The organism is Saccharothrix sp. AJ9571 (assembly GCF_021725495.1).
In the GTDB taxonomy this organism is placed as follows: domain Bacteria; phylum Actinomycetota; class Actinomycetes; order Mycobacteriales; family Pseudonocardiaceae; genus Amycolatopsis; species Amycolatopsis magusensis.
On the sequence record NZ_CP091382.1, the window covers coordinates 4,293,212 to 4,311,653 of the forward strand.

21 protein-coding genes are annotated in these 18,442 nt (G+C 70.8%); 16 read left to right on the forward strand and 5 right to left on the reverse strand.

Annotation, left to right across the window (positions count from 1 at the left end; all coding sequences use genetic code 11):
- Positions 1–720: 720 nt before the first annotated feature.
- The 3 genes from L3Q67_RS19720 to L3Q67_RS19730 form a co-directional block, all read right to left on the reverse strand.
- Positions 721–1,182, reverse strand: a complete 462-nt coding sequence (locus L3Q67_RS19720) for a hypothetical protein (RefSeq protein ID WP_499190879.1) — start codon at positions 1,180–1,182, stop codon at positions 721–723.
- 63 nt (positions 1,183–1,245) lie between these two features.
- Positions 1,246–2,310, reverse strand: a complete 1,065-nt coding sequence (locus L3Q67_RS19725) for a glycerate kinase (protein WP_499191584.1) — start codon at positions 2,308–2,310, stop codon at positions 1,246–1,248.
- A 44-nt stretch (positions 2,311–2,354) separates the two neighbouring features.
- The gene (locus tag L3Q67_RS19730) at positions 2,355–3,314 is read right to left on the reverse strand and encodes a 2-hydroxyacid dehydrogenase (RefSeq protein ID WP_499191585.1); all 960 of its coding nucleotides are present in this window, start codon (positions 3,312–3,314) and stop codon (positions 2,355–2,357) included.
- 127 nt (positions 3,315–3,441) lie between these two features.
- Between L3Q67_RS19730 and L3Q67_RS19735 the strand changes: the two genes are divergently transcribed.
- From L3Q67_RS19735 to L3Q67_RS19780, 10 genes are all read left to right on the forward strand, one after another.
- Complete coding sequence (locus tag L3Q67_RS19735) at positions 3,442–3,915, forward strand: MarR family winged helix-turn-helix transcriptional regulator (protein WP_499190880.1); 474 nt, start codon at positions 3,442–3,444, stop codon at positions 3,913–3,915.
- A gap of 84 nt (positions 3,916–3,999) precedes the next feature.
- A complete protein-coding gene (locus tag L3Q67_RS19740; RefSeq protein ID WP_499190881.1) occupies positions 4,000–4,800 on the forward strand; it encodes a CoA transferase subunit A in 801 nt (266 codons plus the stop codon).
- A gap of 56 nt (positions 4,801–4,856) precedes the next feature.
- The gene (locus L3Q67_RS19745) at positions 4,857–5,588 is read left to right on the forward strand and encodes a CoA-transferase subunit beta (protein ID WP_499191586.1); all 732 of its coding nucleotides are present in this window, start codon (positions 4,857–4,859) and stop codon (positions 5,586–5,588) included.
- Positions 5,585–6,760, forward strand: a complete 1,176-nt coding sequence (locus tag L3Q67_RS19750) for a thiolase family protein (RefSeq protein WP_499190882.1) — start codon at positions 5,585–5,587, stop codon at positions 6,758–6,760. Before L3Q67_RS19745 ends, L3Q67_RS19750 begins: the two co-directional genes overlap by 4 nt.
- A 17-nt stretch (positions 6,761–6,777) precedes the next feature.
- Positions 6,778–7,494 carry a protocatechuate 3,4-dioxygenase subunit beta gene (gene pcaH, locus L3Q67_RS19755; RefSeq protein ID WP_499191587.1) on the forward strand — a complete coding sequence of 239 codons (717 nt, stop codon included), beginning with the start codon at positions 6,778–6,780 and terminating at the stop codon, positions 7,492–7,494.
- Positions 7,491–8,036: a protocatechuate 3,4-dioxygenase subunit alpha gene (gene pcaG / locus L3Q67_RS19760; RefSeq protein ID WP_499190883.1), complete on the forward strand. Its 546-nt coding sequence runs from the start codon at positions 7,491–7,493 to the stop codon at positions 8,034–8,036. The genes pcaH and pcaG overlap by 4 nt, the downstream gene beginning before the upstream one ends.
- Before the next feature lie 15 nt (positions 8,037–8,051).
- Entirely contained in the window at positions 8,052–8,807 is a 756-nt protein-coding gene (gene pcaD / locus L3Q67_RS19765) for a 3-oxoadipate enol-lactonase (protein ID WP_499191588.1), read from the forward strand.
- The gene (gene pcaC, locus L3Q67_RS19770; protein WP_499190884.1) at positions 8,804–9,211 is read left to right on the forward strand and encodes a carboxymuconolactone decarboxylase family protein; all 408 of its coding nucleotides are present in this window, start codon (positions 8,804–8,806) and stop codon (positions 9,209–9,211) included. The genes pcaD and pcaC overlap by 4 nt, the downstream gene beginning before the upstream one ends.
- Positions 9,212–9,220: 9 nt before the next feature.
- A complete protein-coding gene (locus L3Q67_RS19775) occupies positions 9,221–10,015 on the forward strand; it encodes an IclR family transcriptional regulator (RefSeq protein WP_499190885.1) in 795 nt (264 codons plus the stop codon).
- The gene (locus tag L3Q67_RS19780; RefSeq protein WP_499190886.1) at positions 10,008–10,592 is read left to right on the forward strand and encodes a nucleotidyltransferase family protein; all 585 of its coding nucleotides are present in this window, start codon (positions 10,008–10,010) and stop codon (positions 10,590–10,592) included. Before L3Q67_RS19775 ends, L3Q67_RS19780 begins: the two co-directional genes overlap by 8 nt.
- A 31-nt stretch (positions 10,593–10,623) precedes the next feature.
- On the opposite strand, the gene L3Q67_RS19785 is transcribed toward L3Q67_RS19780, so the two are convergent.
- Together L3Q67_RS19785 and L3Q67_RS19790 are read right to left on the reverse strand one after the other, a co-directional pair.
- Positions 10,624–11,826 (reverse strand): IS30 family transposase, encoded by a 1,203-nt coding sequence (locus L3Q67_RS19785; protein WP_499183822.1) that lies wholly within the window; start codon positions 11,824–11,826, stop codon positions 10,624–10,626.
- Between the two features lie 108 nt (positions 11,827–11,934).
- Positions 11,935–12,696 (reverse strand): DeoR/GlpR family DNA-binding transcription regulator, encoded by a 762-nt coding sequence (locus L3Q67_RS19790; RefSeq protein WP_423583324.1) that lies wholly within the window; start codon positions 12,694–12,696, stop codon positions 11,935–11,937.
- A gap of 170 nt (positions 12,697–12,866) precedes the next feature.
- On the opposite strand from L3Q67_RS19790, the gene pfkB reads away from it, so the two are divergent.
- The 6 genes from pfkB to ptsP are packed head-to-tail and all read left to right on the forward strand — an operon-like array spanning position 12,867 to position 18,440.
- Complete coding sequence (pfkB, locus tag L3Q67_RS19795; protein ID WP_499190887.1) at positions 12,867–13,805, forward strand: 1-phosphofructokinase family hexose kinase; 939 nt, start codon at positions 12,867–12,869, stop codon at positions 13,803–13,805.
- 60 nt (positions 13,806–13,865) lie between these two features.
- A complete protein-coding gene (mtlA, locus tag L3Q67_RS19800; RefSeq protein WP_499190888.1) occupies positions 13,866–14,960 on the forward strand; it encodes a PTS sugar transporter subunit IIBC family protein in 1,095 nt (364 codons plus the stop codon).
- Between the two features lie 24 nt (positions 14,961–14,984).
- Positions 14,985–15,290 carry a PTS lactose transporter subunit IIB gene (locus L3Q67_RS19805; RefSeq protein ID WP_153030157.1) on the forward strand — a complete coding sequence of 102 codons (306 nt, stop codon included), beginning with the start codon at positions 14,985–14,987 and terminating at the stop codon, positions 15,288–15,290.
- A complete protein-coding gene (locus tag L3Q67_RS19810; RefSeq protein ID WP_499190889.1) occupies positions 15,283–15,729 on the forward strand; it encodes a PTS mannitol transporter subunit IIA in 447 nt (148 codons plus the stop codon). The genes L3Q67_RS19805 and L3Q67_RS19810 overlap by 8 nt, the downstream gene beginning before the upstream one ends.
- Positions 15,726–16,775 carry a zinc-dependent dehydrogenase gene (locus L3Q67_RS19815; protein ID WP_499190890.1) on the forward strand — a complete coding sequence of 350 codons (1,050 nt, stop codon included), beginning with the start codon at positions 15,726–15,728 and terminating at the stop codon, positions 16,773–16,775. Before L3Q67_RS19810 ends, L3Q67_RS19815 begins: the two co-directional genes overlap by 4 nt.
- A 21-nt stretch (positions 16,776–16,796) precedes the next feature.
- Complete coding sequence (gene ptsP / locus L3Q67_RS19820; RefSeq protein WP_499191589.1) at positions 16,797–18,440, forward strand: phosphoenolpyruvate--protein phosphotransferase; 1,644 nt, start codon at positions 16,797–16,799, stop codon at positions 18,438–18,440.
- Positions 18,441–18,442: the final 2 nt, after the last annotated feature.

Genomic DNA, 18,442 nt, shown 5'->3' on the forward strand with positions numbered 1-18,442 from the left:
CCCAGACCCCCCGCCCCCACACTCGCGCCCCCGAATCCCACGTTCAGGAAGCCGAGTCCTGCGTTCGCGCCCCCGAACTCCACGTTGGGGCACCCGAACCTCACGTTCAGAGCCGAGTTCTACGCTCGCGCACCCGAACTCCACATTCGCGTACCCGAACCTCACGTTCAGGAAGCCTGAGTTCTACGCTCGCGTACCCGAACTCCACATTCGCGTACCGAACTCCACGTTGGGGCACCCGAGTTCCACGCTGACGCGCCCGAACCCCACGTTGAGGTTAGCCGAGTTCTACGCTCGCGCGCCCGAACCCACGTTGAGGCATCCGAGTTCTACGTTCGCGGGCCCGAACTCCACGTTCATCCACCCGAGTTCTACGTTCGTGTAGCCGAAATCCGCGCTGAGGTAGCCGAGTTCCACGTTGAGGCGGGCGAAAGCCGCGCCGTGAGCGCGGGTTCGACGTGGGGATGGCCGAAGTCAGAGCACCTGCGCCTTCGGTCCTCGCGCCATAGCTCCCATCCCACCGCTCACATCGAGGGCACGCGACTGTGGATTTCAGCTGCCTGAACGTGGGACTCGGCTGCCTGAGTGGGGGACTCGGCTTCCTGGACGTGGGACTCGTGGTTCTGAGCGTGGGACTTGGGGGCGTGGGCGGGGAGGGGTGTCACGAATGTGGCTTTCGGGACGGTGGACGTCTCGAAAGCCACATTCGTGACATCGGGGTTAGGCCGAGTAGGGGTCTCGGTGTTCCAGGGTGGGGCTGACCCGCGGGTCGGCGCCCTGCTGGCCCGGTACGGGCGCCACGGTGGGCTCGGACGTGCGCTGCTGCGGCGGGTGCTGCGGGTTCAGGGCCCGCTCCGCCACCTGGTTGTCCCGGATCCTGGCCAGCACGGTCAGCGTCACCCCGTGCGCGATGGCCAGCACGATCAGGGTGATCCCGAGCTTCCACACCACGGCCTCGGTGGCGTTGTCCCCGCCCGAGTCGATGGTCGACAGCAACAGGAGCACACCCAGCACCGCCAGGTGGAACAGCACGGTGACCAGGCGGGTCATCGACGCGCCGGCGGCCGGGTCACCGTAGGAGTTCTCCAGGTAGCGCCGCCCACTGCGGTAGATGATCTGGCCGTCGACCACGACCAGCAGCGTCGCCAGCACCAGGAACGTTATGTAGGCATTGGTTTCCACAGGTGGCTCCTCTCGGTGACACGGCTCCACCGCAGGGTTACCCGGGGCCTGGGACCACAAACGCTACGGAGCCCAGGCGCCTGCCAAGTCAGCCGTTTGCGCCCGAAGCAACTCGTAAGCGTGCTCCTGCGCGTACGCCAGGGACGGAGCGTGGTCGATCAGCGCGCGGTAGTCGGCCACACCCAGTTGGGCCAATTGCGCGGCGTCGAGGGCGACGCGACCGGCGACCGCCAGGACCGGCAGGTCGCGAGCCCGTGCGCGAGCGGCGATCCCGGCCGGGGCCTTGCCGTCGAGGCTTTGCGGGTCCAGCGAACCTTCGCCGGTGATCACCAGGTCCGCCCGGTCCAGCGCGGCCGGTACGCCGGTGAGTTCGCAGACCAGGTCGAAGCCCGATTCGAACACCGCGTCCAGCGCCGCCATCGCACCGCCCGCCACGCCGCCGCCCGCTCCGGCGCCCGGCGCGTCCGACACGTCACGACCGCCTGCCGCGTGCAGAGCCCGAGCCCAGCGGCCCAGAGCGACCTCGAGATCGGCGATCTCCGCGGCGCCCGCGCCCTTCTGCGGGCCGAAGACCGCCGCCGCGCCCTTCTCGCCGAGCAGTGGGTTGCTCACGTCGGTGGCGACCCGCACGTCGATCCCGGCGAACTTCGAGCGCACCAAGGAAAGGTCCACCGCCTCGACTGTCCTCAGAGGACCGCCGCCCAGCGCCAGCAAAGTCGAGGGCGTGACCGTGGCGCCGAGCGCCCGCAGCATCCCGGAGCCGCCGTCGGTGCTCGCCGTGCCGCCGACGGTGAGCACCACCTGCCGGACCCCGCGCTCCAAAGCGTGCGCGATCAGCGAGCCGACGCCCCACGTGTGCGCGGCCAGCGCGACCTCCGGCGACGGCTCCACGAACTCGATGCCGCACGCCCGCGCCGATTCGATGTACGCGGTCTCGCCCAGCACCGCGTACCGCGCCCGCACCGGGAAGTCCAGCGGCCCCCGGACCTCGACGTCCACCCGTTCCGCGCCCGCCGCGTACAGCACGTCGAGCGTGCCTTCGCCGCCGTCGGCGATCGGGCACAGCATCGTGTCGGCGTCCGGAAAAGCGTCGAGCACGCCGTCCCGGATCGCCTCGGCGGCCTCCATCGCGGTCAGGCTGCCCTTGAACTTGTCCGGCGCGATCAGCACCCTCACGCGGTCACCACCGTGATCGGCGGCTCACCGGCCAGCACTGCGGCCACGTTGCGCGCCGCCAGCAGCGCCATCTCGGTGCGGGTCTCCACCGTCGCCGAGCCCAGGTGCGGGGTGACCACGACGTTGTCCAGTTCGAGCAGGCGCGGTTCCACGTCCGGCTCCTTCTCGAACACGTCCAGCGCGGCCCCGGCGAGCACGCCGTTCGCGAGCGCCTCGGCCAGCGCGGGCTCGTCCACCACCGGCCCCCGCGTGGTGTTGACCAGGTACGCGCCCGGCTTCATCGTGCGCAGCGTGTCCGCGTTGATCAGGTGCCGCGTCTGCGGCGTGAGCGGGCAGTGCAGCGAGACGAAATCGGCCGTCCGCAGCAGCTCGTCGAGCGGCAGGTGCCGCGCGTCCAGTTCGGCTTCGACCTCGGCGGGTGCCCGATTGCGTCCACTGTAGACAATCGAGAGGCCGAACGCCCGGGCCCGGCGCGCCATCGCGCGGCCGATCTGCCCGAGTCCGACGATACCCAGCGTGCGGCCCTGCAGCCCGGTGCCGAGCATGAAGCCGAGGGAAAAGTTCCACGGCGTGCGCGAGCGCAGCAGCCGCTCACCCTCGCCGAGCCGCCGGGTGATCATCAGCAGCAGGCCGAAGGCCAGGTCCGCGGTCGCCTCGGTGAGCACGCCCGGGGTGTTGGTCACCGTCACGCCACGCGCGGAGAGCGCTTTCACGTCCAGGTTGTCGTAACCGACGGCGACGTTGGCGACCACCTCCAGGCCGGGGCCGGCGGCTTCGGCGACCGAGTCGTCCACCCGATCGCCGACCATGGTGACCAGCGCGGCCGCCCCGGCGACCCGTTCGCGCAGCTCATCGGGTCGCAGCGCTCGCTCGGCCACCCACACCTCGCCCGCCTCGCCGAGCACTTTCAACGCCGGTTCCGGTAGTTGCCCGGTGACCACGATCTTCGGCACGATCGGCTGCCCTCCTGCCCTCGGCGACCCGCCCAACATAGCCCGGCGGAAGGCCGTCGTGAACCGGCTGCCGCCACGCCACGTGTCTGTTGGTGACAGCACAGAAGTTTCGCGACGGGAGGGGTTGTTGATGACGATCTCGACAGCGGGGGTTGGCGTGGACGCACACCGGCACACCGGTCACCTGATCCGCCGGGCGCAGCAGATCCACACCTACCTGTGGTCGGCCGAAGTGTCCAGGGAGGTCACCTCGACCCAGTACGCGGTGCTGAGCGCGGTGGCGCTCAACCCGGAGACCGACCAGAACGCGCTTTCGCGCGAGGTCTCGCTGGACACCTCGACGGTGGGCGCGGTGGTGAACCGGCTGATCGACCGCGGGTTCGTGCGCCGAGACCGCGACCCAGGGGACCGGCGGCGGAACCTGCTGAGCCTGACCGACGCCGGACACGCCCAGTTCGGCGAGTTGTCGGTGCGCGCGGCGAGGATGACCGAGGGCATGGTCGCCTGCCTGCCGCCGGAGGACCGCGAGGAGCTGGTCCGCATCCTGACCAGGCTGGTCGACGCCGGCGAGGCCAAGCGGGAGGGGAGCGACCCGACCCGGTGACGCGAGTTCCGTGAGCGGTCCATCCGTGCTAAGTTCATATGTAGAACTTGTGTGCGGAATGCGAACATCACGGGAGGAGTGGCGATGGCGGAGATCGTCTCGCTCGCGGACGGCGTGGCCCGCCTGGTCCACGACGGCGACACGGTGGCGCTGGAGGGGTTCACGCACCTGATCCCGGTGGCCGCAGGCCAGGAGATCATCCGCCAGGGCCGCCGCGGGCTGACCCTGGTGCGGATGACCCCGGACATCGTCTACGACCAGCTGATCGGGGCCGGCTGCGCGAGCAAGCTGATCTTCTCCTGGGGCGGCAACCCCGGCGTCGGCTCGCTGCACCGGTTCCGCGACGCGGTCCAGCACGGCTGGCCGGTGCCGCTGGAGATCGAGGAGCACAGCCACGCCGGGATGGCCAACCGCTACGTGGCGGGCGCCTCCGGGCTGCCGTTCGCCGTGCTGCGCGGGTACTCCGGTACGGACCTGGCCAAGCACACCGCCACGATCAAGCCGATCACCTGCCCGTTCACCGGGGAGCAGCTGGCCGCGGTGCCCGCGCTCAACCCGGACGTGACCATCGTCCACGCGCAGCGCGCCGACCGCGACGGCAACGTGCAGCTGTGGGGGATCGCGGGCGTGCAGAAGGAGGCGGTGCTGGCGGCGAAGCGCTCGCTGGTCACCGTCGAAGAGGTCGTCGACGAGCTGGAGCCTCGGCCGGGCGCGCTGGTGCTGCCGTCCTGGGCGGTGACCGCGGTCGCCGAGGTGCCCTCGGGTGCGAAGCCCTCTTACGCCGCCGGGTACTACGACCGCGACAACGCGGCCTACCAGGCGTGGGACGCGGTGAGCCGCGATCGGGAAGAGTTCGGCAAGTGGCTGGCGGAGGTGGCGGCGTGAGCAACACCGAGTACACCACTGAGGAGTACACCGCTGAGGAGTACACCACTGACGAGATGATGAGCATCGCCGCGGCACGCGCGCTGGACGACGGCATGTCCTGCTTCGTCGGCATCGGCCTGCCCAGCACCGCGGCCAACCTCGCCCGCCGCTCGCACGCGCCGAACCTGAAGCTGATCTACGAATCGGGCTGCCTCGGCGCGAAGCCGAGCAGGCTGCCGCTGTCCATCGGCGACGGTGAGCTGGCCGAGACCGCGGACGCCGTGGTCAGCGTGCCCGAGGTGTTCAACTACTGGCTGCAGCCCGGCCGGATCGACGTCGGCTTCCTCGGCGCGGCCCAGCTGGACAAGTTCGGCAACATCAACACCACGGTGATCGGCAGCGACTACGCCGATCCGAAGGTGCGGCTGCCGGGCGCCGGTGGCGCGCCGGAGATCGCCGCCTCCTGCCGTGAGGTCTTCGTGGTGCTGCGGCAGAGCAAGCGCGCGTTCGTGGAGAAGGTCGACTTCGTCACCTCGTTCGGGCACGGTTCGGGCCGCGGTGACCGCGAACGCCTCGGCCTGCCCGGTGCCGGGCCGACGCTGGTGGTCACCGATCTGGGCCTGATGCGGCCGGATCCGGAGACCGCCGAGCTGACGCTGACCCACCTGCACCCCGGGGTCGAGGTCGAGCAGGTGCGCGAGGCCACCGGCTGGGCGCTGAAGGTCGCCGAGGACCTGCGGCGCACGCCGGAGCCGACCGAGGCGGAGTTGTCCGGGTTGCGAGAGCTGAAGAAGGCGGGCGAATGACCGAGGTTTACGTGCTGGACGCCGTGCGGACCCCGTTCGGCCGGTACGGCGGCGCGCTGGCGGGCACGCGGCCCGACGACCTCGCCGCGCACGTGCTGCGGGCGCTGGGCGAGCGGACCGGGCTCGATCCGTCCACTGTGGACGAGGTGGTGCTCGGCAACGCCAACGGCGCCGGTGAGGACAACCGGAACGTGGCCAGGATGGCCACCCTGCTGGCGGGCTGGCCGACCTCGATCCCCGGCGGCACGGTCAACCGCCTGTGCGGCTCGGGGCTCGATGCCGTCTCCCAGGCCAGCCGGATGATCGCCACCGGGGACGCGTCGCTGGTGGTGGCCGGTGGGGTCGAGTCGATGAGCCGGTCGCCGTGGGTGGTGCAGAAGCCGGACAAGGCCTTCCCGAACGGCAACCAGACCATGTACTCCACCGCGCTGGGCTGGCGCATGGTCAACCCCGCGATGCCCGAGCAGTGGACGGTCTCGCTGGGGGAGTCCACGGAACTGCTGGCCGAGCGGTACGGCATCGGGCGTGACGAGCAGGACGAGTTCGCCGCCCGCAGCCACGTCAACGCCGCGAAGGCGTGGGACGAAGGCTTCTACGACAACCAGGTGGCCGCGGTCCCCGGCGTGGACCTGACCAGGGACGAGGGCATCCGGCCGGACTCCTCGCCGGAGAAACTGGCCAAGCTCAAGCCGGTGTTCCGGGCGCAGGGCACGGTGACCGCGGGCAACGCCTCGCCGCTGAACGACGGCGCCTCCGCGGTGCTGCTCGGCGACCAGGCCGCCGCCGACCGGATCGGTGCCGCGCCGCTGGCGCGCATCGCCGGTCGTGGCGCGGCCGGGGTGGACCCCGACGTGTTCGGCATCGGGCCGGTGCGGGCCGCCGAAATCGCGCTGGAACGCGCGGGCATCGGCTGGGACGACCTCGCCGTGGTCGAACTGAACGAGGCCTTCGCCGCGCAGTCACTGGCCTGCCTGCGCGACTGGCCGAAACTGGATCCGGCCAAGGTGAACCCGCACGGCGGCGCGATCGCCATCGGGCACCCGCTGGGCGCCTCGGGCGGCCGGATCCTCGGCACGCTCGCGCACGACCTCCGCCGCCGCGGTGGCGGCTGGGGACTCGCCGCCATCTGCATCGGCGTCGGCCAGGGCCTGGCCGTGGTGCTGGAAGCGTGAGAAGGGAGCACTCGACGATGAGCCTGCCCGCGTATCGACCGGACCCCGAGGGCACCCACCCGCCGCTCGGTTCCCCCGGCTACCGCTCCACCGCGTTGCGGCACCCGAAGCAGCCTCTGGTGCTGCTGCCGCAGATGCTCACCGAGGTCACCGGCCCGCTGCTCGGGCCGGGCAGGCTCGGCGAGCACGACAACGACCTGACCCGCCAGCACGCCGGTGAACCGCAGGGCCAGCGGATCGTGGTGCACGGGCGGCTGCTCGACGGCGACGGCCGCCCGGTGCGCAACTCGCTCGTCGAGGTCTGGCAGGCCAACGCCGGCGGGCGCTACCGCCACATCGGCGACCGGTGGCCGTCCCCGCTGGACCCGAACTTCGACGGCGTCGGGCGCACGCTCACCGACGACGACGGGCACTACGAGTTCACCACCATCAAGCCCGGCGCCTACCCGTGGAAGAACCACGACAACGCCTGGCGGCCGGCGCACATCCACTTCTCGGTGTTCGGCACCTCGTTCACCCAGCGCCTGGTCACCCAGATGTACTTCCCGGAGGACCCGCTCTTCGCGCAGGACCCGATCTTCAACTCCATCCCGGACGAGAAGGCGCGCCGGCGCATGGTCTCCCGCTTCGACCTGGAGCGCACGCAGCCGGAATGGGCGCTGGCCTACGAGTTCGACATCGTGCTGCGCGGCCGTGACGCCTCGGTGTTCGAGGACGAGGAGGACGACGAATGAGCACGCCGTCGCAGACCGTCGGGCCGTACCTGTCGATCGGGCTGCCCTGGGACGACGGGCCCGAGGTGGTGCCCGAGGGCACGCCGGGCGCGATCGTGCTGCGGGGGGTGATCTACGACGGCAACGGCGCCCCCGTGCCGGACGCGATGGTCGAGACCTGGCAGGCCGACGCCGACGGCCGGTTCGACCACCCCGACGACCCGCGCGGGCGGGTGGCCGGGTTCCGCGGGTTCGGCCGCTGCCCGACCGACGAGCAGGGCCGCTGGTCCATCCGCACGGTCGTCCCCGGCGCGGTGCCGGGTACCGCTGGCAGGACGCAGGCACCGCACATCGACGTCTCCGTGCTCGGCCGCGGCCTGCTGCACCGGGTGGTGACGCGGATCTACTTCCCCGAGCACGCCGAAGCCAACGCTGCCGACGAGGTGCTCGCCTCGGTCCCGGAAGACCGCCGCGACACGCTGATCGCGGTGCGCGAAGCGGACGGCTACCGGTTCGACGTGCGGCTCCAGGGCGACGGTGAGACCGTGTTCTTCGAGGTTTAGGGGGTCGGTGTGGCAGTGCAGGTCCACCACGTGATCGACGGGCCCGCGGCCGGGGTACCGGTGGTGCTCAGCGGTTCGCTCGGCAGCACGCTGGCGATGTGGGAACCGCAGGTCGCCCCGCTCACCGAAGCGGGTTACCGGGTGATCCGGTACGACCACCGCGGCCACGGCCGTTCGCCCGTGCCCGAAGGCCCGTACGAGCTGGCGGATCTCGGCGGTGACGTGCTGGCGCTGCTGGACGAGCTGGGCGTGGAGAAAGCGCACTTCGCCGGGCTGTCGCTGGGCGGCATGACCGGGATGTGGCTGGGCGCGCACGCGCCGGAACGGCTCAGCTCGCTGGTGCTGTGCTGCACCTCGGCGAAGCTGGGTCCGCCTCAGATGTGGGCCGACCGGATCCGCGCGGTCCGCGAGAGCGGCACCGGGTCGCTGGCTCCGGCCGTGGTCGGCCGGTGGGTCACCCCGGCGTTCGACCCCGAGCGGCGGGCGGAACTGGAGCGGATGGTCGCGTCCACTTCGGACGAAGGATATGCGGGCTGCTGCGCGGCGATCGAGGTGATGGACCTGACCGGGGAACTGGCCGGGATCACCGTGCCCACACTGGTGATCAGCGCGACCGAGGACCCGTCCACCCCGTCGCCGCACGGCAAGGCGATCGCCGAAGCCATCCCGGGCGCGCGGTACGCCGAGGTCCAGGGCGCCGCGCACCTGGGCAACGTGGAACGACCGGACGAATTCAGCGAACTGATACTGGCGAGGCTGGCGGCCCGATGACCGACGACGAGCTGTACCGCGACGGTATCCAGGTGCGCCGCGAGGTGCTCGGGGACGCGCACGTGGACCGCGCGGTGGCGAACACCACCGAGTTCTCCCAGCCGTTCCAGGACTGGATCACGCGCTCGGCGTGGGGTTCGGTGTGGACCAGGCCGGGGCTGGACCGCCGCACGCGCAGTTGCGTCACACTCGCCGCGCTGACCGCGCTGCACTGCCACGAGGAACTCGCCATGCACGTCCGCGTCGCCGTCCACAATGGACTCACCGCGGCGGAGATCTCCGAGGTGCTGCTGCACACCGCGGTCTACGCCGGTGCGCCGGCCGGTAACGCCGCGTTCGCCGTGGCGCAGCGCGTACTCGCCGAGCTGGGTGAGGAGTCCGCTGTTCCCGATCCCCCGGGTTAAGGTTTCGGCATGGAAGAGACTCGGGGCGCGCACCACGTGCAGTCGCTGGACCGCGGCCTGGCGGTGATCCGGGCCTTCGGCGCGGACGCCCCCGAGCTGACCCTCAGCGACGTCGCCAGGGTCACCGGGCTGACCAGGGCGGCCGCGCGGCGGTTCCTGCTCACCCTGGCCGATTTGGGGTACGTGCGCACCGACGGCAAGTACTTCTCGCTGACCGCGCGCGTGCTGGAACTGGGGTACGCCTACCTGTCGAGCATGTCGCTGCCCGAGGTGGCCACCCCGCACCTGGAACGGCTTTCCGCCGAGGTGCACGAGTCCAGTTCGGTGTCGGTGCTCGAAGGCGGGGACATCGTCTACGTGGCGCGGATCGCGGTCTCGCGGATCATGACGGTCTCGATCAACGTGGGCACGCGCTTCCCGGCGTACGCGACCTCGATGGGGCACGTGCTGCTCGCCGATCTGCCCGAAGCCGAGCTCGACGCCTACCTGGAACAGGCCCGGCTGGATCGGCTGACCTCGCACACGCTGACCTCGGAAGCCGCGTTGCGCACGGAACTGGCCGAGGTGCGCTCGCGCGGCTGGGCACTGGTCGACCAGGAACTCGAGGAGGGGCTGCGCTCGGTTGCGGCGCCGATCCGGTCGCGTGAGGGGAAGGTCGTCGCCGCGGTGAACGTGTCGACGCACGCTTCGCGGACCACGCTGGAAGCCGTGCGGGACGAGATGGTGCCGCGCCTGATCGAAGCCGCCGAACGCATCGAAGCCGATCTCGCGGTCGCGCCTTCGTCACGGGCGACCCGTGGCTGACTGCGCCGGGCTGCTGCTCGCCGCGGGTGCCGGTCGTCGCTTCGGCGGTCCCAAGGCGCTGGTGGAGTTGGGCGGAGAACCGTTGGTGCGCCGGGCTTTGCGGGCGCTGGAGCCGTGTTCGCCGGTGTACGTGGTGACCGGGGCCGCCGCCGGTGAGGTCACCGCTTTGCTGCCCGCCACGGTTTTCCCGGTGCACGCGCCGGAGTGGGCGGCGGGGATGGGGGAGTCCCTGCGTGCCGGGCTTTCCGCTTTGTCCTCTGTGGAGGCTGACGCGGTGGTGGTGCACCTGGTGGACCTGCCGGATGTCACCGACGCCGTGGTGCGGCGGTTGACCGCGCCGGCCGCGCCGGACGTGGTGGCGCGCGCCGCCTACGCCGGGGTGCCGGGGCACCCGGTGCTGCTGGGCCGGGATCACTGGGCGGAGATCGCGGGTGCCGTCTCCGGGGACGCCGGTGCCCGCCACTGGCTGTCCACCCGGGACGACCTGCGCCTCGTCGAATGCGGCGATCTCGGTACCGGCCACGACGTCGACCGCCCAGCCGACCTCCCACCCCCTGAGCCCCCGCCAATGCTATGAGTGGGGGGTGGTCTCAATCGATGGTTGCAACTTAGGTTGGTTGGGATAGTAGTTCACGTAGGCATCGGGCTGGTGTGTGCCAGCCCAGTGTCTGGCGTGGGCGGTTGTTGAGTTCGGCGGCGACGTGGGCGAGGTCGTCGGCGGTGTGGGTCGTCAGGTTGGTGTGTTTGGGGAAGTACTGGCGCAGCAGGCCGTTGGTGTTCTCGTTGGAGCCGCGTTGCCAGGGGCTGGAGGGGTCGGCGAAGTAGATGGGCATCCGGGTGGCCAGGGTGATGTCGGGGTGGCGGGCCATTTCGTTGCCGCGGTCCCAGGTCAGCGAGCGGCGTAGATGCTGGGGCAGGGCGGTGATGGCGGGGATCATCGCGTCACGGACCTGTTCGGCGCTGTGACCATCCGGTAGGTGCAGCAGGATGACGAAACGGGTGGAGCGCTCGACCAGGGTCCCGATCGCTGAGGCGTTGTTTGTGCCGAGGATGAGGTCGCCTTCCCAGTGTCCGGGTACTGCGCGGTCAGCGGCTTCGGCGGGGCGCTGGGAGATCGGGATCGGGTGGCCCAGTTTCGAGGTTTGCGCGCGGGCGCGGGCCCGGTTACGCGGGACCCGCAGTGCCCGCCCGGTGCGCAAACAGGCGGCCAGTTCCCGCCGCAGCGCACCCCGGGCCTGGACGAACAGTGATTGGTAGATCGCTTCCGGGCTGATGCGCATGCCGGGGTCGTCGGGGAACTGCTCGGGCAGGGTGGCGCTGATCTGCGCGGGGGACCATTTCTGGTTCAGCCCGGCCTGGACCTGCTCACGCAGTTGCCGGTGCACGGCCAGTTTCGCCGGTTTCGGCCGTTTGCCGCGTTCGCGGGCCAGTTCGTGCGCGACCGAGGCCCGGTAGTGTTCTCGCACATCGGTGCCGGCGTGTTCGGTGCCCAGCACCCGGCCCACGGTGCGGTCGATCTCCCGGCCGATGGTGGACTTGTCCCGCCCCAGCCGGGCGGCGATCTGCGTGTTGGACTCACCCCGGGCGATCCCCACCGCGATCTCCTCCCGCTCGGCCAGGCTCAAAAACCGGCCCGACCCCGGCCGGGGAATCCTCGCGTTCGCGCTCACCCCACCAGCCTGAGCGAACCACCGCCGCCCTGTCTCGTGCGACACGCCCACCACCCGCGACGCCGCCCGCACCGACAACCCCGCACGCACCCCCTCCCAAAACCCCGCCACCACACCCACCGGCAACAACCGACGACCCATCACAACCCCTCCTCACTCAGGAGTTGCAACCACCGCTAGACACCGCGGGGCATTACTTGCATTGAATGCAAGTAATGCCCCACTCATAGCATTCGAAGGGGGTCCGGGTCAGACGCGTAGGACGCGGGGGCCGGTGGCGGCGATCTCCTCGGCGACCGCGCTGTCGATGCCGTCGTCGGTGATGAAGGTGTCGATGTCGCTCAGCTCGGCGAACCGGGAGAAGTGGTCGTTGCCCACCTTGGTGTGATCGGCGAGCAGGACGGTGCGCCGCGCGCAGTTCACCGCCGCGCGCTTGACCATCGACTCCGCCGGGTCCGGTGTGGTCAATCCGCGTTCCACGGAAAGCCCGTTGGTGGCCATGAAAGCCACTTCGACGAAGGTCTCGTCCAGCGCCCGCAGCGCCCACGCGTCCACCGAGGCCAGCGTCCGGCTGCGCAGCCGCCCGCCGACCAGCATCACCGTCAGGTTCGGCCGCGTCGCCAGTGCCAGCGCGATGTTCACCGAATGCGTGACCACGGTCAGTTCGCGATCCAGCGGCAACTGCTCGGCCACCCGCGCGGTGGTCGTGCCCGCGTCGAGCAGGATCGTGCCCTCCTCGGGCAGTTCGGCCAGCGCCGCCTTGGCGATCCGCTCCTTCTCACCGGTCATCACGATCTCGCGCGTGGCCACCGCGGGCTCGAAACCCAGTCGTTCCACCGGGATCGCCCCGCCGTGCACCCGCCGCAGCACGCCGTGCCGTTCCAGCACGGTCAGATCGCGACGGACCGTCTCCGTGGTGACGGTGAACTCCTCGGCGAGCGTCGCGACGTCGACCCGGCCGAGGCCGCGCGCCCGCTCCAGGATGATCTGCTGCCGCTCCTCCGCGTACATCCCCCACCGTCCAGTCTGTAGTGATTTTCCCGTCCAGGTAACCACATGATGTGAGTTCGTGTGGGGACTTGCGTGCTTGTTTGGTTACAACCCAATCAAGGGGTTGCAAACCCACGCGAACCCATGCAAAATCACTCAAAACCAAGTCAGGATCCAGAGGTGGTGTACGGGTGTTCCTCACCGTCACGGCGAACCCGAGCGTGGACCGCACCGTCGAGGTGCCGCGTCTGGCGCGTGGGGAACTGCACCGGGCGTCCGCGGTGCACGTCCACCCCGGCGGCAAGGGCATCAACGTGGCTCGTGCGCTGGTGCGCAACGGAATCGACGCGCGCGCGGTGCTGCCGGCAGGCGGTCCGGAGGGCGACCACCTCATTTCCCTGCTGAACAGCTACGAGATCGACGTGGTGCGCGTGCCCGCGTCCGGTCCGGTGCGGACGAACATCAGCGTGATCGAGCCGGACGCCACGGTGACCAAGCTGAACGAGGCGGGCGCACGGTTGTCCGCGGCGGAGATCGCGGCGTTGTCCGACGCGGTGCTCGGCAATCTCTCCGACGTCTCCTGGGTGGTACTGGCGGGAAGCCTGCCACCCGGGGTCGACGCGGGGTTCTACGCCGAACTGATCCGCTCGGTCGACGGCCACGCCGAAGTCGTGGTGGACACCAGCGGCCCGGCGCTGCTCGCCGCGGTGAAAGCGGGACCGGCACTGGTCAAGCCGAACCTCGAAGAGTTGGAAGAGGCCGTCGGCCGCTCGCTGTCGAACGTGCGCGAAGTGGTCGAGGCGGCGCGCGAACTACGCGGCCTCGGTGCCCGCGCGGTACTGGCGAGCCTCGGCAGCGAGGGCGCGGTGCTGGTCGACGCCGACGGCGCGTGGCACGCCGAAGCCGATGCCGTGGCACGGAGTTCCGTCGGCGCGGGAGACGCGCTGCTGGCCGGGTTCCTGGCCGGTGGCGGGTACGGGCCGAAGGCGCTGGAAAGCGGGGTCGCCTGGGGGGCGGCAGCGGTGTCGCTGCCGGGCAGCACGATGCCGGGCCCGATCGAGGTGGGCGCGGCGGAGGTGCGGCTGCACGCCGAGTTGGAGCTGGAACGCGGGGTCGGCGCGGGGGCGTGAAACCGGGTCGAACCGGGGGGCGGTAACCGAGAACTGTCCGAGCAGCAGGAAGAGTCAACGATGACGAAGACGGAAGAAGCGCCCTCCCGGGGACACCGGGTCCGGGCCACGGTGCAGCGGTTCGGCGGCTACCTGGCGGGCATGGTGATGCCCAACATCGGCGCCTTCATCGCCTGGGGTCTGATCACCGCGTTGTTCATCCCGTCCGGCTGGACGCCGAACGCGAAGATCGAGACGCTCGTCGACCCGATGATCAATTTCCTGCTGCCGGTGCTGATCGGCTACACCGGCGGGCGGCTGGTGCACGGCCAGCGCGGCGCGGTGGTCGGCGCGGTGGCCACGGTCGGCCTCGCGGTCGGTGCCGAGATCCCGATGTTCCTCGGCGCGATGGCGATCGGTCCGCTGGCCGGTTACCTGATGAAGCTGTTCGACGAGCACGTCGGCAGCCGCACCGCCCCCGGTTTCAAGATGCTGGTGGACAACTTCAGCGCCGGCATCATCGGCGGCATCATGGCTGTGCTGGGCATGCTCGCCATCGGCCCGGTGGTGCAGGGCGCGACCAAGGCGCTCGGCAGCGGGGTGCAGGCGCTGTTCGACACCGGGCTGCTGCCACTGGTCTCGATCATCGTGGAACCGGCCAAGGTGCTGTTCCTGAACAACGCGATCAACCACGGTGTGCTCTCGCCACTGGGGATCGCGGACGCGGCGGAAACCGGGAAGGCGATCGAGTTCCTGATCGAGCCGAACCCCGGCCCCGGCCTCGGCGTCCTGCTGGCGCTGACCTTCTTCGGCGCGAAGAGCGCGCGGGCCACCGCGCCCGGCGCCATCGTCATCCAGTTCCTCGGCGGCATCCACGAGATCTACTTCCCGTACATCCTGGCCGCCCCGCGGCTGATCCTGGCCGCGATCGCCGGTGGTGCGGCGGGCATCTTCGTCTTCAGCATCTTCGACGCCGGACTGACCGCCACGCCCGCGCCCGGCAGCATCATCGCCGTGCTCGCGGTGACCCCGAAGGGTGGTTACCTGGGGGTGATCGCCGGTGTGCTGATCGCCGCGGTGGTCAGCTTCCTCATCGCCGCGGTACTGCTGAAGTTCGGCCGGGACGCCCGGCGGGAAGAACGCGAGCAGCAGCTCGCCAACGGCGGCGCGGTCTAAGGCAATCCGGAAAGGGGAACCCGCGTGAGCAGCATCGAGGGCAAGGAGATCACCAAGGTGATCATCGCTTGCGACGCAGGCATGGGCAGCAGCGTGATGGTGGCCGCCCAGCTGGGCAAGCGCCTCAAGCCCTACAAGGTCAAGGTCGAGCACATCCCGGTCAACGAGATCCCGGGGGACGCCCAGCTGGTGCTCTGCCAGGAAACCCTGGTGGCACGGGCGAAGAAGAACTCGGACGCGGTGATCATCGGCTTCCAGAACTTCCTCGGCGACCCGGTGTTCGACCGGGTCGAGCAGGCGATCCGGGACGGGGGCACGCTGGATGGCTGAGCTGCTGGACGCCTCCGGGATCCGGCTGGGCGCGAGCGCGCGCAACCGGGACGACGCGATCCGCCAGGTCGGCGCGCTGCTGGTCGAGATCGGGGCGGTGGACCCCGCCTACGTCGACGGCATGCTCGAGCGGGAGGAGTCGGTCTCCACCTTCGTCGGTGAGGCCGTGGCCATTCCGCACGGCACCAACGCCGCCCGCGACCACGTCAAGCGGACCTCGCTGGCCGTGGTCCAGTTCCCCGGCGGCGTGGACTGGGACGGGCAGCGGGTCCAGCTGTGCGTCGGCATCGCGGCCCAGGGCAGCGAGCAGGTGCAGATCCTGTCCAAGCTGGCCCACACCCTGCTCGACGCCGACCAGGCGGCCGAGCTGCGGGAAGCGTCCGATCCGGACACGATCCTGCGCATCCTGACCGCGACCGAAGAGGAGGCAGTCCAGTGAAGGTGGCCCGTTTCTACGCGCCGGGCGACATCCGGATCGAGGAGGCGCCGGAGCCGTCGCCCGGTCCGGACGAGGTGAAGATCCGCGTGCACGCGTGCTCCACCTGCGGCACGGACCTGAAGATCTTCCGGCACGGCCACCACCACATCGACCCGCCGCGGGTGATCGGGCACGAGATCGCCGGTGAGGTCGTGGAGACCGGGGCCGAGATCTCCGGCTGGGAGGCCGGTGACCGCGTGCAGGTGATCGCCGCGATCCCGTGCGGGGAGTGCGCCGACTGCCGGCGCGGCTGGCGCACGATCTGCCCGAACCAGCTGTCGATGGGCTACCACTTCGACGGCGGGTTCGCCGAGTACATGATCGTGCCGCAGCGGGTGCTGCGGGTGGACGGGCTCAACCGCATCCCGGAGGGGCTCTCCTACGCCGAGGCCTCGGTCGCCGAGCCGCTCGCGTGTGTCCTCAATGGACAGGAGTTCGCGCAGGTCGGCGAAGGTGATGTCGTGGTGGTCACCGGTGCCGGGCCGATCGGCTGCCTGCACGTGCGCCTGGCCAGGGCCCGCGGGGCGGCCGCGGTGTACCTGGTCGAGCTGAACCGCGGCCGGCTGGACATGGCCGCGGCGCTGGTCAAGCCGGACGCGGCGATCTGCGGCTCGGAGACCGACCCGGTGCAGGCCGTGCTCGACCTGACCGACGGCCGCGGCGCCGACGTGATCATCACCGCCGCGGCGGCGGGCAAGGCGCAGGAGGACGGGCTGAAGATGGCCGCGAGGCGCGGCCGGATCAGCTTCTTCGGCGGGCTGCCGAAGGACAACCCGATCATCGCCTGCGACTCGAACCTGGTGCACTACCGCGAGCTGACCATCTACGGCGCCAACGGGTCCAGCCCGGAGCACAACAAGCGCGCGCTGGAGCTGATCGCCACCGGCGCGGTGCCGGTCGACGACCTGATCACCCACCGGCTGAAGCTGGACGGCGTGCTCGACGCGATCGACACCGTGGCCTCGGGTGAGGCGATCAAGGTGACCATCGAACCGGCAGCCGGCTGACCGAAGAAGGGGTGCGTGAAGGTGACCACCGAACTGCACGGGAATCCGGCGAGTCCGGGCACCGCTTCCGGCACGGTCGCCCGCATGCGCCCGGTGCCGGAACTGCCGGCGCAACGGCCCGCCTCGGCGGGCGCGGACCAGGAATTCGCCACGGCGAAGGCCGCGCTCGCCAAGGTCGCGGACGAACTGGAGCGGCGCGGCAAGGCGCTCTCCGGTGAAGCCGCGGAGATCCTGGACACCCAGGTGATGATGGTCCGCGACCCGAGTCTGGAGCAGGGCATCGGGAAGGCCACGGACAACGGCCTGCCCGCCGCGTGGGCGGTCCAGGAGGCGTTCGCCGCGCACATCGACGTGCTGCGCGGGCTCGGCGGGTACCTCGCCGAGCGCGTCACCGACCTGGCCGATCTGCGTGACCGGGCGATCGCCGTCGCGCTCGGCGAGGAACCGCCGGGCATCCCTGACTCGGACGGCCCGTTCGTGCTGGTCGCGGTGGACCTCGCACCGGCCGACACGGTCACCCTCGATCCGTCCGACGTGCTCGCCATCGTCACCGAGAAGGGCGGCGCGACCAGCCACACCGCGATCCTGGCGCGGTCGCTGGGCATCCCGGCGGTGGTCGGCTGCGCGGCGGCGGAGTCGCTGTCGGACGGTCAGCTGGTGGTGGTCGACGGGTCCGCTGGCAAGGTGGTCGTCGACCCGGAGTCCGGCTTGCTGGACCACATCGAGCGCGAGGCGGAGGCGCAGCGGCGGGAGCTGGCGCGCCACCGCGGTCCCGGGTCCACGAAGGACGGTCACCCGGTCAAGCTGCTGCTGAACATCGGCGGCGCGGGCGGCCTGGAAGAAGCCGCGGCGGCCGACGCCGAGGGCATCGGCCTGTTCCGCACCGAGTTCCTGTTCCTGGACCGGGCCGAGGCACCCTCGCTGGACGAACAGCGCGCCGCGTACGGCAAGGTCTTCGCGGCCTTCACCGGACGCCCGGTGGTGATCCGGACCCTGGACGCGGGCGCCGACAAACCGGTGCCCTTCGCGAACAACGACGTCGAACCGAACCCGGCGCTCGGTGTCCGTGGTTACCGGGTGGGCAGGCGGAACCCGGACCTGCTGGACGTGCAACTGGAAGCCATCAGCCTGGCGGCCCGCGAACACGACACCGACGTACGCGTGATGGCGCCGATGATCGCCACCGCCGCCGAAGCCCGCGCGTTCGCCGCGCGGGTGCGGCACTTCGGCATCGCGCAGGCGGGCGTCATGATCGAAATCCCGGCGGCGGCCCTGCGCGCGGAAGCGATCCTGGCCGAAGTGGACTTCGTCAGCATCGGGACGAACGACCTGGCGCAGTACACCTTCGCCGCGGACCGCCTGCTGGGCGAGTTGAACGACCTGCTGGACCCGTGGCAGCCCGCGCTGCTGGACCTGGTCTCGATGGTCGCGGAAGCAGGTCGTAAAACGGCGAAACCCGTCGGCATCTGCGGCGAGGCCGCCGGCGACCCGACACTGGCCCCGGTTTTCGCGGGCCTGGGCGTCACCAGCCTATCCATGTCGGCCCCCGCAGTCCCAGCCGTACGCGCCGCCCTACGCCGCCGCACCTTCGACGACTGCGCCTCACTGGCCGCCACCGCCCTGGCCGCCCCGGACGCCCACACCGCCCGCTCCACCGTCGCCTAACC